The sequence below is a fragment of the Novosphingobium sp. BF6 genome, from assembly GCF_058273105.1.
Genome location: NZ_CM177776.1, coordinates 1,611,579 through 1,628,079, shown reverse-complemented (window position 1 = coordinate 1,628,079; position 16,501 = coordinate 1,611,579). Strand labels below are relative to the sequence as shown.

Here is a 16,501-nt window from a genome sequence, read left to right as displayed (position 1 = left end):
CGGTTCGAGGTTTTCAGGCCGCTGCGGCGGCTTCGCGTCCAGCCTCGCTGCGGGTGCGGCCGTAGAGGAAGTAGACCAGCAGGCCGATCGCGTTCCAGGCGCCGAAGCGGACCAGCGTGCTCTCGGGCAGGCTGAACAGCAGGTAGGCGCAGCCCAGGATCGTCAGGGTGCCGACGAGGAACGGCTTGGGGCACTTGAACAGGCGCGGCAGTTCCGGCGCGCGGCGGCGCAGGATCATCAGGCAGGCGCCGACCGAGATGAAGGCGATCAGGGTGCCAGCATTGGCGAGTTCGGCGATCTCGTCGAGGCGGAAGATGCCCGCGACGACGGCGATCGACACGCCGGTCATCAGGGTGATGCGGGTGGGTGCGCCGGTGCGTGGGCTGATCTTGGCGAGGCTGCGCGGCAGCAGGCCGTCGCGGGCCATGACGAAGAACACGCGGCTCTGGCCGTACATCATGACGAGGATGACCGAAGGCAGCGCGAGCACGGCGGCAAGGGCGATCAGGTGCGCGGCGACGGGTTGGCCGAGCTGGCGCAGCACGAGCGCCAGCGGCTCGGGCGAGTTGGCAAGCTGCTGGAACGGCAGGGCGCCGATCGCGGTGATGGCGACCGCCATGTAGATCGCGGTGCAGACGACCATCGAACCGACGATGCCGATGGTGAGGTCGCGGCCCGGATTCTTGGCTTCCTCGGCAGACGTGGCGACCGCGTCGAAACCGTAGAAGGCGAAGAAGACGATGGCGGCGGCGGCCATGACCCCCCGCTTCTGGCCTTCGATCTCGGTACTGGCGAAGCCGTAGGGCATGAAGGGTTCGAGATTGCCGCCCTGGAAGGCGGGCAGCGCCATGAAGACGAAGATCGACAGGGCGACGAGCTTGATGATGACGAGCACGATATTGAGCGTCGCGCTTTCACGCGTACCGGCGATCAGCATGCCCATGACGGCCAGTGCCACCAATACGGCAGGCAGGTTGACGATGCCGCCGCCGTGGGGGCCGACCAGCAACATGTGCGGCAGGTGTATGCCCGCAGACTCTATCCAGCCGACCAGATAGCCCGACCAGCCGACTGCCACGGTGGAGCAGGCCAGCGAATATTCGAGGATAAGGCTCCAGCCGACGATCCAGGCGATGGTCTCGCCCATGGCAGCATAGGAGAACGTATAGGCGCTGCCGGCGGCGGGGATCATCGTCGCCATTTCGGCATAGGCCAGCGCGGCGCAGGCACATACGGCGCCCGCAATGGCGAAGGCGAGGATCACCGCCGGACCGGCGCGCTCGGCGCCGACGCCGGTCAGGGTGTAGATGCCGGTGCCGACGATGGCGCCGACGCCGAGGGCAATCAGGTGCGGCCAGCTCAGGGTCTTGGCCAGGGAATGCCCGGATTCGCGTTGTGAGAGTTTTTCTATCGATTTACGCGGTCCGAGCATGGATCCCCCTGGTTATTGTCTCAGCCTGGTGTCTGGCTGGCGGTAAAATGAGCGCGCAAGTCGTCGAGCGTGCTGGCGATGTGCTGTGTGAGCAGGCTCTGCACCTTGTCCGCCTCTCCGGCGAGCCAGGCATCGAGCAGGTCACGGTGTTCCATGTGCGCGCGGTCGCCGCGGCCGGCGGGTTCGAGGTGCGCGATGACGTAGCGTTCGGCGAGCACTTCGAGGCGCTCGACCAGCTGCGTGGTCAGCAAACGCTTGCCGGGACGCACCAGCGAAACGTGATATTCGCGGTTTCGCACGGCGACGTCGCTGAGGTTTTCCTTCGCCGCTGCGTCGAGAACCTCGAAAGCCTTGATGGCGGCTTGCCGGTCGGTATCGTCGGCCTTGGTGCAGGCATAGGCGGCGGCGGCCGGTTCGGTGGCGAGGCGTAGGAGGTAGATTTCCTCGGCCTGGTCGCTCGACATCGGGCGGACGAACCAGCCGCGATTGGCCTGGCTGGTCAGCAGGCCTTCATGTTCGAGCCGGGCGAGCGCTTCGCGCAGCGGAATCTTGCTGACGCCGAGTTCGGCTGCCAGTGCATCCTGCCTGACCGGCTCCATGACAGGAAGCTTTCCTTCGACGATCCTTTCGCGGATCACGTCGAAAATGCGTTCGGCAAGGGTGCGGACGACGATTGTCACCAGTGAATCTCCATAAACGTCTCGACGGCGCTTAACGCCCCCGATCTAACGTATACGGTAGATGATCCCCAATGGCGCTGCAATCCGACCTTTTTTGATGCGCGATTGTGTTTTGTTAATCGCGATCCTTTGTCGCCCGGACGGGCCGGGGCGTTATCAATGCGGTGGATCGAGACGTTCATCGCGGTGCGAAGCCTTGTGCGAACGGGCGGTGATTGATATATGGTATACGATATGGTCTGACTTATGCAACGGAGTTTTTGTGGGGTCCATTGGAATTGTCGGTGGCGGGGTGATTGGCCTCTGCACGGGCATCGAATTGCTCGAAGCGGGACAACAGGTCGCGATCGTCGATGACGATATCGAAGGTTCTGCGGCGTCCTGGGGCAATGCGGGCCATATCGCGGTGGAGCAGGTGGAGCCGCTGGCCTCGATGAGCATGGTCCGCAGCCTGCCTCAGCGCCTGTTCCTGCGCGGCGGGCCGCTGGGCTTTCCCCCGTCGGCGATGGCCGAATGGGTGCCGTTCGGGCTGAGGCTGCTTGCTGCCGCGCGTCCGGCCAAGTTTCGCGCAGGCTGCGAGGCGCTGGCGCCGCTGCTGGCGGGTTCGATGCCGGCTTGGACCTCCCTTGCCGAGCGGATCGGAGCGCCGGAACAGGTCAGGCAGAACGGCCACTTCGTGCTCTGGCATGGCGAGCGAGCGGCGCGCGAGGGCCGCGCCGGATGGCTGTCTTCCGAGACCGGCAGCGCGCAAGTGCATGACGTGACCCAAGCCGAGCGGGAATTGCTGTCGGGCCTCGGCGCCCGGCCGGTGGCGGGGGCGATCCGATTTTCGGGCAGCGGCCAGATCGCCGATCTCGGCGAGTTGCGGCAATCCTTGCGTCAAGCGTTCCGGCAGCGCGGCGGCTTTCTGGTGGCGCAGCGCGGCGAGTTGCGGGTCGCCGGAAACCGCGTCGAGATCGGCGGCGTCGATGCCGAGCAGGTGCTCGTCTGCGCCGGTGTCCGTTCGCGCGAGCTGATGGAGCATCTCGGCCACAAAGTGCCGATGATCGCCGAGCGCGGCTATCACGTTCGCGCCGATGCCAGCCATTGGCCTGCCGACCTGCCGCCGGTCGTCTTCGAGGAGCGCTCGATGATCGTCACCCGCTATCACCATGCGGTGCAGGCGGCGAGCTTCGTGGAACTCGGCAAGGTCGATGCGCCCGCCGATCCGCGCAAGTGGGAGCGGCTGGAGCGCCACGTCGCGGAACTGGGTCTGCCGATCACCGGGCCGTTCCGCCGCTGGATGGGCTGCCGCCCGACCCTGCCGGACTATCTTCCGGCGATAGGGCGCTCGACGAAGGCGGCCAATCTCTACTATGCCTTCGGGCATCAACACCTCGGGCTTACTCTCGCGCCGATCACGGCGCGACTGGTCACGGCGATGGTCGCGGGCGGGCAGCCAGAGCTGCCGCTCTCGCCCTTCGACATCCAGCGTTTCGCATAAAGGAATACAAAGACATGATTGGCGGATCGACCGCAGAGATCGAACTGGCGCGCCTCGAGCCCTGGGCTGACCGTGCCCCGGCCATCGCCGTGGCCGAGCGCGAGGCACGCATGGCCCGCGCGCAGGAACTGACCGACAGGCTGGGCGCCGATGCCCTGCTGGTGAACGCCGGGGCTTCGCTGCGCTACTTCTCTGGCCTGCCCTGGGGACAGACTGAGCGTCTCGTCGCCATGCTGCTCGTGCCCGGCCGCAAGCCGATCATGATCTGCCCGCATTTCGAGATCGGCACGCTGGAAGCCGACCTCGCCATCCCGATGGACATTCGCTCGTGGCAGGAAGACCAGGACCCGGTCGCGCTGGTCCTGCAGGTTCTGGCCGAAACGGGCGTGAAGACGCTGGCGATCGATCCCGAACTGCCCTTCCACTTCGCCGAGCGCGTGCGGCAGGGCGGCTCGGCTGCGCTGGTGGATGCGATGCCCGTTATCAAGCAGTGCCGCATGGTCAAGTCGGCGGCCGAACTGGCGCTGATGCAGCAGGCCAAGAACATGACCCTGCTGGTCCATCAGGCCGCCGCGCGCATCCTGCGCCCCGGCATCCGCCAGAGCGAGGTGGTCCACTTCATCGATGCCGCGCACCGCAAGCTCGGTGCCAGCGGGTCGAGCTTCTGCATCGTCCAGTTCGGGGAGGCGACCGCCTATCCTCACGGGCTTCCCGGCGACCGTGAGCTTCAGGAAGGCCAACTCGTGCTGGTCGATACCGGCTGCACGATCCAGGGCTATCACTCGGACATCACCCGCACTTACGCCTTTGGTGAAGTGTCGCAGGACATCCGCCGCATCTGGGACATCGAGAAGGAAGCCCAGCAGGCCGCTTTCGATGCCTGCCGTCCGGGCGAGCCTTGCGAGGCGGTGGACTATGCCGCCCGCGCGGTGCTCGACAAGGCGGGGCTGGGACCGGACTACAACCTGCCCGGCCTGCCGCATCGTACCGGCCACGGCATCGGCCTGTCGATCCACGAACCGGCCTATCTCGTGCGCGGCGACAAGACGCCGCTGGAACCGGGCATGTGCTTCTCGAACGAGCCGATGATCGTCGTTCCAAAGCAGTTCGGCGTGCGTCTGGAAGATCACATGTTCGTGACCGAAACCGGCGCGCAGTGGTTCACCCGGCCTCAGGTGTCGATCGACCGGCCTTTCGCGGAATAGGTCATCAGGGTCCCGGCAGAAGCATCGCAGCTGGATGCCGGGACCCTGTAAATGGCAACACCACGCTTGGGTTAGCTGATTTCGGTTAATCGGGTAACCTTGTTGGAGGCAATATTGTGCCATAGATCGCGACGCGATGGTTTGCGAATCGCCATTCCAGCGTCTTTTTCGAAGGGCGCTCTTCGCCTTCTGCACAACCGTGTGCATGGGGTGGGTTGGCTTGGCTTGGCCGCAACCGGCTTCTGCGGAAGTGCTGCAGATCGGCCGGCCGCTGTGTCATGCCGTCAGCCGGACGGTAGCGGCGGACTTGGGCGCGCTACCGACATTCGTCTGCTCCGGTGAACCGGAGGGCTATCAGAAGGGGACGCTCTGGCTGCACGCCATGCTGCCTCCGGGGGCTGACGAGCGCGATGACCTTTCGCTGATCGTCCATAGTTCGCGGTTCGATCGTCTGGTCGTCGCCTTCTCCTATGCCGATGGCGCGGTCGAGCGGCAGGACGTACGTAGCGGCGATTTCGGTACGCACTGGCGGGCAGGGGGACAGCTCGCTTTCCGCGCGCCGCACCGCGACGTGCCGCTGACCGGCGTGACCATGCGCTTCGACAAAGTCGCGAGCGCGCATCTGCTGCGCATGAGGCTGGTCGGGCGCGGCGAGGAAAGCACGCAGACCACCGGGCTGGCCACTTCGATCGGCGCGGCGCTCGTGCTGCTGCTGGCGGGGGCGATCTACAATGCCTCGCTTGCCGTGGCCGTACGCAGGCAGTTCTCGGCCTGGCAGGCGGCCTGGGCCACCTGCATGATCGTCTGGGGCGCTTGCTGGTCGCAGCTTCATCTGTTCTTCTTTCCGGGCATGGCAGGTGCGATATCCGCGCAGATCTGCACCGGGCTTTCCTGCCTTGCTATCTCGCTTGCCACTCTCAGTGCCGTAACGGCGCTTGAACCGCACTGCGTCAGCCGCTGGCTGAGACGGACTGCGCTCGGGTTGACGGGCGGCGTATTCGTGCTCGGCATACCGCTCTCGCTGATGCGTTCCGGCCCGATCGACAAGTTGGGCGGCGTGCTGGGCATTCTGGTCCTCGCCAACCTGGTCGCAGTGGCCTTCTGCATCGGACAGGCCTGGCGGCGCGGGAGCGGCGAGGCGCGCAGCTTCGCCGGAGCCTGGGCAGTGCCGATGCTCGTCCTCGCCTCGACGAGCTTTTTCGATGCGGACGCAATGTTCTGGGGCGGCGGATCGCAGATCCTCGTGCTGTTTGCAGCGGCCTGGCAGACGCTCTGGCTTTCCGTCGCTGCCTCGCGCTCGCATGCCCGCCTGCGTGTGGAGCGCGACATGGCGCGTCAGGCCGAAGCACAGGCGCAGGAACTCGCCCGCCGCGATGCCTTGACCGGGCTTCCCAACCGGCGCGGCTTCATCGAACGGGTCGGCACCGTGCTGGAAACCTCGCAGGGCGGAGTGGTGGCCCTGCTGTTGATCGACGTGGACTGGTTCAAGTCGATCAACGATGTCTACGGTCATGAAGCGGGCGATGTCGTGCTGGCGGCGATCGCGCGCTGCATCGCGCCTTACGAAAGCCCTTCCTGCACGGTAGCCCGCCTGGGCGGAGAGGAGTTCGCGATGCTGGTTGCCGGGCTTGCGGGTTTCGAACTCATGCGCCTCGCGGATACCCTTCGTCAGCAGATCGGCAACTGCGAGCATGGCGATGTCATCGGCCACCGCAAGGTCACGGTGAGCATCGGCATCGCGGAAACCGCCATGGCTGCCGATTTTCGCGCGCTCTATCGCCTAGCCGACGAGGCGCTTTACGAAGCCAAGCGGGGCGGTCGCGATCAGGTCGCGATCCGCCTTCTCGATGCAGCCGATCCTGCCGCCGACGATCTTGACCAGATCACGCTGGGGAACTGAAGCGTCATGACGCCGTGAGGCTCGACATCGGCCAAATAGCGGCCTTCCATCGCGCCCAGTTCTCCGTCAGCTTGCCGGACCTCTCCTCCCGGTTTGAAGGTCAGTTCGGACAGATTGCGCCGGCAGGATCGGCGTCGAGCTTGATGGTGGAGATGGCGATCGTCTCACCCGCGCTGCCTTGCAGCACGAAGGGACGCGCGATCTTCGTCATCTCCGCGCCGTGCCTGGCGAAGCAGGAGAGCGAGATCTTGACGCTGGCCCACTTGCCGTGCGCGGCAGTAAAGAGCTGTGCGCCGTCGAGAAACGTTTCGCCCATGCCCAGCTTTGGGGCGGTCGCGCTCTTGCCATCGACACGGTAATCGATGCGCAGGCTGAGCATCGCGTTGCTCTGGCGGTTCAGATCGACTGTCGGGCCCTCGATGCGCACTTCGCCTGGGCCGGTGAAGGTGAACTGACGCGCGCCTTCCTGCGTTCCACCGCCGTCCACGTTCTTCACCGCGACCGCGCCACTCGTGGCGAGCTTCCACGGCGTCAGGACCTTGCCCGGCAGGTAATAGACCGAGACGTTCGACAGCGACGCATCGACTCCGGCCACTTCGCTCAACTGCGGAACCGTCGTCTTGTCCTTGTAGGTGAGGCCGTAGCCATAGGCGAACTGTGGGTCGTAACCGGGCTGGCCGACGTTGTTGAGGAACTGGCCCGCGTTCTTCGGCCAGGAATAGCTGAGCTTGCCACGGAAATCCTTGTTCGGCGTGCCGTCCTTTTTCGCGACCAGCACGTCGGCGAGGCCTTCGCCTTCCGACCCCGGCAGGAAGGCGGCGACAAAGGCGTCGGACTGGTTGATCTCCGGGTTCACCCAGAGGGCGCGGCCCGAAATGAACACCGAGACGACCGGAATCCCTTGCGCCTTGAGCGCCTTCAACTGGGCCAGCGCCTGCTTGTCGCCCGGTTGGAATTCCAGCGTGGAGATATCGCCGACCATTTCGGCATAAGGCGTCTCCCCGAAGACAACGACGGCAACATCGGGCTTGGCGCCCGTCAGCTTACCGTCGGCGTTCAGCGTGGCCGTGCCGCCCGCCGCCTCGATCGCGGTCTTGAGGCCGCCCCAGATCGAAGTGGCGCCGGGGAAGTCGGCATTGGTGTTGCCGGTGCCCTGCCAAGACATCGTCCAGCCACCGGTCTGCATGCCGATATCATCGGCATGGGTGCCGGTGACGAGCACCTTCTGGCCGGGCTTGATCGGCAGCAGTGCACCGTTGTTCTTGAGCAGCACCAGCGATTCCGCTGCCGCCTGACGCGCAACCGCGCGATGTTCCGGCGTGCCGAGTTCGGTGCGGTGCTCGTAGGGGCGGGCCGGATCGAACAGGCCCAGCTTGAATTTCACGCGCAGGATGCGGCGCACCGCATCGTTCACGCGCGCCATCGGGATCGTGCCGTCCTGAACCTGCTTCAGCGTGTTGTTGAACAGGTCCTTCCAGTCGTTCGGCACCATCGCCATGTCGAGACCGGCATTGAACGTCTGCGGGCAATTGCCGTTGGTGCAGCCGGGGATCTGGCCGTGCGCGTTCCAGTCGCCCACGGTGAAGCCCTCGAAGCCGAGGCGGCCCTTCAGCACATCCGTCAGCAGTGTCTTGTTGCCATGGTTCTTGACCCCGTTCCACGAGGAGAAGCTGGCCATGACCGTCATCGCACCGGCATCGATACCGCTGACGTAACCGGGCACGTGCAGTTCGATCAGGTCCTTTTCGGGGACTTGCGCGTCGCCCTGATCGATGCCGCCATGGGTGCCTCCGTCCGCCAGGAAGTGCTTGATCGAGGCGGCGACATTGCCGTTCTGGATGCGGCTCTTGCCGGGTGTTCCCTGAAGCCCGCGCACCATCGCGGCGGAATATTCGCGGGTGATCTCGGGGCGTTTCGAATAGCCTTCGTAGGCGCGGCCCCAGCGATCGTCCTGCGGCACGGTGACGGTGGGCCCGAAGGCCCAGTCGAAGCCGGAGGCCGCGCTCTCGGCAGCGGTGACCTGACCGATCTTCTCCATCAGCGCCGGATCCCGCATCGCGCCAAGGCCGATGTTGTGCGGGAAGATCGTGGCGCCGAAAACGTTCGAGTTACCGTGAACGGAATCCATGCCGAAGATCACCGGGATCGGCACGTGGCCGGGGCGCTTCTCGATCGAGACCTGACGGAAAGCCTCTGCAGTGGCGATCCAGTCGCTGGCGGGGCCGCGATCGTTCCCCGAAAGCGGCGGATCGTTGCCGCCGCCGAGGATCGAGCCGACCGGATACTCGCGCAGTTCTTCCGGCTTCATCGCGGCGATGCTGGGCTGGATCATCTGCCCGACTTTCTCGCGCACCGACATCTCGGCCATCATCTTGGTGATCTTCGCCTCGGTCTCCGGATCGATAAGGCCGACGCTCTTGGCCTTGGGCCAGAGATCCGGGTGAGCGGTGGCCGCTGCGGGCAGCGGTGAATTAGCTCCCGCTTCCGGCAGCGGCGCATCGGCCGAGGCCGCCGCGAAGGGCACGGCGGCGCAGGAGAGGGCGAGGAGGGAAAGCGTCAGTCGCATCGGTTTCCTAAGCGGAGTTTAGCGTGAACTGGGGGGCAGCATTTTGCGCAGCAGGTGCAGCACAAGTCTCGGCGATGAATTGTTCGTGCGTGCCCGCGAGCGAGACGGCGCGGGCCACGGCGGCGCGCATCTGCTCGAACGTGCCGCCCAGTTCCTCGACCGAGAACTGGTCGGCCAGCGGGTCGTAGCGGGAGGGCCAGATGTCGAACCCGGCGAACATCGACAGCCAGCTTGGCGACTGGAACGAATCCCATTCGAAGCGCGGCAGCTTGCCCGCGCCCTCGTAGGCCCTGATGCGCTGCGCCAGTGTTTCCGGCAGATCGAGCGCGCGGCACTCACGCCATATCGTTTCTTCCCGCTGTCCGCCCCAGTAGTGCAGCAGAAGGAAATCGCGGATGCGCGCATATTCGAGCGCGGTGATGCGGTTGAACTCGTCCGCCAGCGAGGGATCGAAATCGCGATCGGGGAAGTGGGCGAGCAGGCGCTCGATACCGCTCTGGATCAGCACGATCGAGGTCGATTCCAGCGGTTCGAGGAAGCCTGCGGCGAGCCCGACGGCGACGCAATTCTTCTCCCATACCCTGGTCCGGTGGCCCGTGCGGAAGCGCAGCATGTTGGGCTCTGTCAGCGCCTCACCCTCAAGATTGGCGATCAGCGTGGCGGTCGCCTCGTCGTCGGAGATGTGGCGGCTGGAATAGACGTAACCATTGCCGACGCGGTGCTGCAGCGGAATGCGCCACTGCCAGCCAGCGGAGAGCGCGGTGCTGCGGGTATAGGGCGTGAGGCTATCGCCATGCGCACAGGGCATCGCCACCGCGCGGTCGCAGGGCAGCAGGTGCGTCCAGTCCTCGTAAGGCACTTCCAGCGTCTGGCCCAGCAGCAGGCTACGGAAGCCCGAGCAATCGACGAACAGGTCGGCCTCCAACGAGCGCCCGTCAGTCAGCGTGACCGAGGCGATCCGCCCGTTCTCTGCGTCGCGGTTCGCGCCGGAAATCGTGCCTTCGAGGTGACGCACGCCCAGCAGGTCACGCCCGCGCTGCGTGAGGAAGCGGGCGAACAGGCCCGCGTCGAAATGGATTGCCCAGTCGAACACGCCAAGGTCGTTGACCGGCTGCTCGGACGGCAGCAGCATCAGATTGCGCATCGCCGCCTGCGTCGGCAGGCAATATTCGGACAGCGGCGTCTGGTCGCCCGCCATGCGGCGCTTCAGCCAATACTGATGGAACGGCACCGAGAAGGCATCGACACCGTAGCGCCCGAAGGGGTGGAAAAAGCTGGTGCCCAGCGCCCGCCAGTCGCGGAACTCGATTCCCAGCTTCACGGTGCCCTGCGAAGCCTGCATGACTTCGGCCTCGGTCACGCCGATAGCCTTGAAGTAGTCGCGGATCGCGGGAACGGTCGCCTCGCCCACGCCTACGGTGCGGATGTCGGGGCTTTCGACCAGGGTGATTGCGATGGGAAGGCGGCGCAGGCGCGTCGCCAGAAGGTTGGCCGCCATCCAGCCGGCTGTGCCGCCTCCGACGATCAAGATGGAACGGATCGGATTCGCTACCATGTCCTGGCCCCTTGAAGACCTGTCTACCTTACCGGGATGGAAAAAGGGATCCCCCCCCCGCCCGGAGGAGGTGGGCGGGGGAGAAAGGGGTGAGATCAGAACTTGACGCGCGCGCCCATGGTGAAGCGGCGTTCGAAGATATTGTTGTAGGCCTTCTGGTCTTTCCAGGTGAGATAGTACTTCTCGTACTCGCCGGTCAGGTTGGAGCCCTGTCCGTAGATCGTGATGTTCGGCGTGATATCGTAGCTCACGGAAGCGTCCACGTAGTTCGTCGGCGCCTGATAGAGTTCCAGCCCCTTGATACCGCCGAAGTTCGACTGCACCGCGCGCTCGGAGCGATAGTTCCACGCCACGCGGGCCTGGAAGTGCGAGTCCTGATAGAACAGCGCGGCGTTGGTCTGGATCTTCGAGTTGTCCTGGAACGGTATCTTCTTTCCGGCCAGATCCCGGTCACCGGTATTGGAGGGCGAGAAGGTGAAGTTGGTGTCGATGCCGAAATTCGACAGGAAGCCGGGCATGAAGCCGAGGTCGGTGAACGAGAGCTTAGCGCCCGCCTCGATGCCCTTGAGCGAGCCGCCCGACCCCTGGATCGGCGTGCTGATCGAAACCGTGCGATTGCGCACTACGCCATCGTTGTCGGGCAGGTCGGAACGGTTCTCGTTGCCTGCCTGAATGAAGCTGTCCACGGCGATATAGAAAGCGCCGACGCTAAGCAGGCTGCCTCGCCCAAGGTAGTATTCGAGGGACCCTTCCACATTGGTGGCACGCCAGGGATCGAGGTTGGGATTGCCCGACTGGCTGCCGCCGGTGACGCGGAAGATCGGCGTTCCGGAAACGTTCGTATCGATCGCGTAAGTCGGGTTCAGGCCGCCGCCCCACTGGTTGAGGTCGAGCAAGGTCATCGTCTTCGAGAAGGCGAAGCGGAACTTCAGGTTCTGCTCGAGGTCGAAAGCGACGTTGAACGCGGGCAGGATGTCGGTGAAGTCACGCCGTGTGTTGACCGAACCGGCCAGCTCGTTGGCAAGGCCGTATGGCTGCGGGCCGCCGGTCACGTACTGGGTGATGTCCAGCTTGGTGTTGATGACCTTGACGCCCGCGTTGCCCGCGAACGGCACGCCGAACAGGTCGCCGTGGAAGTCGGTCTGGACATAGCCGGAGATCTGCTTGACGCCGACGTTGAACGAGGCACCGGGGTTCATGACCTCGACATTGCCGGGATAGAACTCGTTCTGGAACGCCAGCGCGTTGTCCATCGCCTTGGGATCGAGCACGTACATGTTGGGCACGCCCGCGACGCCGGGGTTGAACAGCTTGACCCGGCCGCCGAGCGTGGGATCGTTGGCAAGGCGGGTGAGGCCTGCGGTATAGAAGCCCGAGGCATCACCGGCGCTGCACGACTTGTCGCTCATGGGCACGTCGAAGGCTTTCCACTTGACGAGGCAGCCGTTCGGATCGCTGGCCATGCCCGCATAGAGCGGGGCAGCGCGGTCGAATTCGTAATCGTTGATCGAGCGTTCGGAATAACGGCCGCCGAAGCTCACCGTCAGTTCGGGCGAGAACTCGTAGGAACCGTCTGCACGCAGGACCTTGAGGTCGCCCTTGCGGCGATAGTTGCCCTCCGAGGACATCGTCTTGAGCGCGTAGTTGCCGATGTCGCCCAGTTCGCTCAGAAGCTGCGAGGGCAGGGTGAAGACCGGCTTGCTGCCCGTATAGTCGACCACGGCAGGCAGCGAGTTCAGACCGGCAATGGTGTTGACCGTATAGCCGTTCGGATTGAATACGCGGTCGCCGCCGGGATAGTGGCCAATGCCGCCCGGCTGCCACTGCTGGCCGTCGGACATGCTGAACTGGAGATAGCTCTGGTCGTAGTATTGGTGCGCCTTGCCGTAGATGCCGCGCAGGCTTCCCTTGAACGGGCCGCCGTTGTCGAACTTCAGTTCGAGATTGTAGTTCTGCGACTGCGACTTGTAGCGGTCGGTCTGGGCGTAGGAGTCGAAATTGCCGAGATCGTAGTTGTAAACCTGAGTGGTATTTACGTTGTAGGTCCCGCCATCCCGTATATCGACATAAGTGGCACCGGTGTCCCGCGACTGGCCGGGCATGAACTCCGCTGCCTGCCAGTTCACGTTCTGCATCTGGAAACCGGCAGTGCGGGCGTGCTCGTTCTGGCGGGTGAAGAAGGCATCGCCGGTCAGGGTCAGGGCATCGCTGATCATCCACTGCGCCGAGCCGTTGATGCCGAGGCGCTGGCGCTGGTTGATCTTGTTCCAGCCGGTGAAGCCCTGCGGCACGATGAAGGCATCCTTGGCATCGCCGTCGCCGTTGACGTCCACGCCGCCCGCGACCGCCGTACCGCGCGGACGGTTGGCGGGCGAGAAGCCGTTCGTCGACTTCGCGTCGAGCGTGCCTTCGTTGTGCAGCGCCGCCCCGTAGCCTTCCTGGATGCCGTTGTGCGAGTTCGACAGGCGTACGTCGGAATAGGCCGCCGAGACCATCACCCCGAAGCGGTCGTTATGCCAGGAGAGCAGGCCGTTGAAGTTCGGGTCGAACTTGTGCTTGGTCTTGTCGCCGTAAGTGCCTTCCGCCGCGACGGCGACTGTCACGCCGTCCTTCAGGTCGAAGGGGCGGCGGGTGCGCAAGTTGACGGTGCCGGTGATGCCCGCGTTGAGCGAATCCGCCGTGGCGGACTTGATGACGTCGGCGCCTGCGAAGAGCTGCGAGGGGATATCATTGAAGTTCGGCTGGATCGTCGTGATCGACTGTGCGCCAAGGTATGCTTCGCCGTTGAGCAGGGTCGTCACTTGCGGCAGGCCGCGAATGTTGATCGTCGAGCCTTCGCCGGCACTGCGCAGGATCTGCACGCCGGGAATGCGCTGAAGCGAGTCCGAAATGGTGACGTCGGGCAGCTTGCCGATATCTTCGGCCGAGATGGAATCCACCACCGAAGTCGCGTTGCGCTTGATATTGACCGCGCGTTCCTGCGAGGCGCGAATACCGGTAACGATGATATCTTCGGCACTCGGATCGGCCGTAGACACGGTTTCCTGTGCCCAGGCGCCGTGCGACGATCCCAATGCAACAATGGACGTGGCAGCCATAAGGACGCCACGACGCAAGCAACTGTGCTGCTTCATTCCCCTCAACTCCTCTCTTCACGCGAAATGCGTGCCTCACTTTGGCGGAGAGGGGATAAACCCGCGGTCATCTTGCCGCTTTTCCTCTCCTGGTCCGAGTATTCTTCGTGACTCGTGTTGCGCCAGTCATCCGCCCAATGAAGAAGAGCGTCAACTTAAATTTTTTCTTTTTTGTTAGTTCCAGGGCGAAAGCGGAGGTAATCGTTCGATTCATGAAAAGAGAGGATCGCAGCGTCACAGCCCCTGATTCGGCCGCCCCTGACTCGGTGGAAGTTCGCGGCAAGCGGTTGGCCATTTCGCTTTCCGGCACCAACTTGGCGCGTGCGAGCGACTACAACCAGCGCATCGTGCTCCAGGCCATCCGCCTGAGCGGTGAAACCACCCGCATCGAACTGGCGCGGCAGACCGGCCTGACCGCGCCGACGATCGCGAACATCACCTCGCGGCTCGACGAGTTGGGGCTGATCGCCCACCTCGGTCGCAAGCATGGCGGTCGGGGGCAGCCCGCGCTGCGCCTCGCAGTGAACCCGGACGGCGCCTTTGCGATCGGACTCAACGTCGACCGCGATCACATCACTCTGGTCGCGCTCGACCTTGCCGGGGAAGTGCGCAGCCGCGTCACCCGCGAGGTCCGCTTCGCACTTCCTTCCGATGTCGTGGCGATCGTCGGCGAGGAACTGGACGGGCTGCTGGCCGCAGGCGGGGTGGATCGCGCGCGGATATTGGGCATCGGCCTCGCCCGACCCGACGATCTTGGCGGGATCGCGCTTCCCAACAAGCCGGAAGGCTACGAAAGCTGGTCCAAAGTCGATTTCGCCAGCCTTCTCAAGGAAATCCTGCCCTGGCCGGTCCATGTCGACAATGACGCGGCGGCGGCCGCGCTCGGCGAAGCGCAAGGGGTAAGCGGTCACGAAAGGCCGAGTTTCTTCTACCTGCTGATCAGCGCAGGCCTCGGCGGCGGACCGGTGATCGACGGCAGCTACTATCGCGGTGCCCGGATGCGCAGCGGCGAAATCGGCCTGATGCCGGATGTCGGCGCGGCCGATCCCGGCGCCGTCGTGCAGGACACGGTTTCGCTCTCGGCGATCGAGGAAAGGCTCGCGCAAGTCGGGCGCAAACTCGATGTGCTGGAGGACCTGCTCGCGCTCGATCCGGTGATGGCTACGACGGTGGATCAATGGATCGCCGATGCCACTCGCGCGCTGACGGGGCCGCTGGTGGCGGTATCCTGCCTGCTCGACCCCGATGCCATCGTCGTTGGCGGGCGATTGCCCGCGCCGCTGATCGAGCGTCTCTGCGCACGGCTCGATGCAGGGTTGGCGGAAGTCTCGATGCCCAATCGCGTTCCGGTCCATCCGGCGCAAATGGCGGCAGAGGCTCCGGCGATCGGCGCGGCTATCCTGCCGTTCCTCGACCAGTTGCTGCCTTCCGATGCCATCCTGATGCAGGCAGGGCGATCGGAGTTAAATTAAAAAAAGAAATTGTCTTATTCGTAAGACCTGCCAAAATGCGCCGACATCTTGAGGCGTCGCGGGCAGGTTCATGCCCGATGAAGGCGCAGTCTTACCGGAGAGGGCAATGGCGGTTTTCGCGCCGATGCGGCGAGTGGCCGCATGACCATGCGGATTGGAATCGATTTCGGCGGTACCAAGATCGAAGCGGCGGCTCTGGCCGCCGACGGCACGGTGCTGCACCGCCGCCGTACGCCGACGCCGGGCAGTTATGACGAGGCATTGGCGACTCTCTGCAAATTGATTGCCGGGGTAGAAGGCGAACTCGGCCTGCGCGGAACGATCGGGATCGGCACGCCCGGTTCTGCCGCGCGCGGTTCGGGCCTGATGCGCAATGCCAATTCGGCCTATCTCAACGGCCGTCCCTTCCAGAGAGACCTAGAAGCGGCGCTTGGTCGGCCGATCCGGCTGGCCAACGACGCCAACTGCTTCGCCCTTTCGGAAGCCATCGACGGTGCGGCAGCGGGCAAGCCCTCTGTCTTCGGGCTTATCATCGGCACCGGCTGCGGGGGTGGTATCGTGCTGAAGCAGCATGTCGTCGGCGGCGCGCACGGGCTGAGCGGGGAACTCGGGCACATGCCGTTGCCCGATCCGCAGCCGGACGAACTGCCTGCTCCTGCCTGCTGGTGCGGCCTTAGCGGATGCTTCGAATCCTGGGTCTCGGGCACCGGCTTCCGCCGATCGTTCGAATCCGCGACCGGGCGCGATCTCGATGCTCCCGCTATCGTCGCGGCAGCCGCAGCGGGCGACGCGCATGGGCGCGAGGCGCTGGAGCGCTACCGCGACCGTCTGGCGCGGGGACTGGCCGTGGTTGCCAACCTGCTCGATCCCGACGCCATCGTGCTCGGCGGTGGCATGTCGAACGTGGAGGCGATCTACGAAGGACTCGCCGAGGCGATACGGGCGCGGACTTTCTCCGGTGCCTGGACCGGCGAAGTCGTGCGCGCCCGCTGGGGCGACAGTTCGGGCGTTCGCGGGGCAGCCCTGCTCTGGGACTTGGACGAGGTCGTGCCCGCGTTATGATAGGACGGCGCT

General features: G+C 64.8%; 10 protein-coding genes. 5 read left to right on the top strand and 5 right to left on the bottom strand.

All coding sequences use genetic code 11. From position 1 onward, the window contains the following. Positions 1–13 precede the first annotated feature (13 nt). Both AC4D6D_RS22275 and AC4D6D_RS22270 read right to left on the bottom strand, forming a co-directional pair. Complete coding sequence (locus tag AC4D6D_RS22275; protein ID WP_147217095.1) at positions 14–1,432, bottom strand: amino acid permease; 1,419 nt, start codon at positions 1,430–1,432, stop codon at positions 14–16. 20 nt (positions 1,433–1,452) lie between these two features. Then, entirely contained in the window at positions 1,453–2,112 is a 660-nt protein-coding gene (locus AC4D6D_RS22270) for a GntR family transcriptional regulator (RefSeq protein ID WP_491327697.1), read from the bottom strand. A gap of 211 nt (positions 2,113–2,323) precedes the next feature. Here AC4D6D_RS22270 and AC4D6D_RS22265 point away from each other — a divergent pair, with 211 nt between their 5' ends. The 3 genes from AC4D6D_RS22265 to AC4D6D_RS22255 all read left to right on the top strand — a co-directional run bounded on the left by AC4D6D_RS22265 (position 2,324) and on the right by AC4D6D_RS22255 (position 6,700). Continuing rightward, the gene (locus AC4D6D_RS22265; RefSeq protein WP_491327696.1) at positions 2,324–3,595 is read left to right on the top strand and encodes an NAD(P)/FAD-dependent oxidoreductase; all 1,272 of its coding nucleotides are present in this window, start codon (positions 2,324–2,326) and stop codon (positions 3,593–3,595) included. 14 nt (positions 3,596–3,609) lie between these two features. Next, positions 3,610–4,800 carry a M24 family metallopeptidase gene (locus AC4D6D_RS22260; protein WP_491327695.1) on the top strand — a complete coding sequence of 397 codons (1,191 nt, stop codon included), beginning with the start codon at positions 3,610–3,612 and terminating at the stop codon, positions 4,798–4,800. A 250-nt stretch (positions 4,801–5,050) separates the two neighbouring features. Then, entirely contained in the window at positions 5,051–6,700 is a 1,650-nt protein-coding gene (locus AC4D6D_RS22255) for a GGDEF domain-containing protein (RefSeq protein ID WP_491327694.1), read from the top strand. A 100-nt stretch (positions 6,701–6,800) separates the two neighbouring features. Here AC4D6D_RS22255 and AC4D6D_RS22250 read toward each other — a convergent pair whose 3' ends face one another. The 3 genes from AC4D6D_RS22250 to AC4D6D_RS22240 all read right to left on the bottom strand — a co-directional run bounded on the left by AC4D6D_RS22250 (position 6,801) and on the right by AC4D6D_RS22240 (position 13,919). Next, complete coding sequence (locus AC4D6D_RS22250; RefSeq protein WP_491327693.1) at positions 6,801–9,266, bottom strand: glycoside hydrolase family 3 protein; 2,466 nt, start codon at positions 9,264–9,266, stop codon at positions 6,801–6,803. A 7-nt stretch (positions 9,267–9,273) separates the two neighbouring features. Beyond that, positions 9,274–10,821, bottom strand: coding sequence for a tryptophan halogenase family protein (locus AC4D6D_RS22245; RefSeq protein ID WP_491327692.1), 1,548 nt, complete (start codon positions 10,819–10,821; stop codon positions 9,274–9,276). 95 nt (positions 10,822–10,916) lie between these two features. Beyond that, positions 10,917–13,919, bottom strand: coding sequence for a TonB-dependent receptor (locus AC4D6D_RS22240; RefSeq protein WP_491327691.1), 3,003 nt, complete (start codon positions 13,917–13,919; stop codon positions 10,917–10,919). Positions 13,920–14,167: 248 nt separating this feature from the next. On the opposite strand from AC4D6D_RS22240, the gene AC4D6D_RS22235 reads away from it, so the two are divergent. Together AC4D6D_RS22235 and AC4D6D_RS22230 are read left to right on the top strand one after the other, a co-directional pair. Continuing rightward, a complete protein-coding gene (locus AC4D6D_RS22235) occupies positions 14,168–15,427 on the top strand; it encodes an ROK family transcriptional regulator (RefSeq protein ID WP_491327690.1) in 1,260 nt (419 codons plus the stop codon). Between the two features lie 141 nt (positions 15,428–15,568). After that, positions 15,569–16,489 carry an ROK family protein gene (locus AC4D6D_RS22230; RefSeq protein ID WP_491327689.1) on the top strand — a complete coding sequence of 307 codons (921 nt, stop codon included), beginning with the start codon at positions 15,569–15,571 and terminating at the stop codon, positions 16,487–16,489. Positions 16,490–16,501 lie beyond the last annotated feature (12 nt).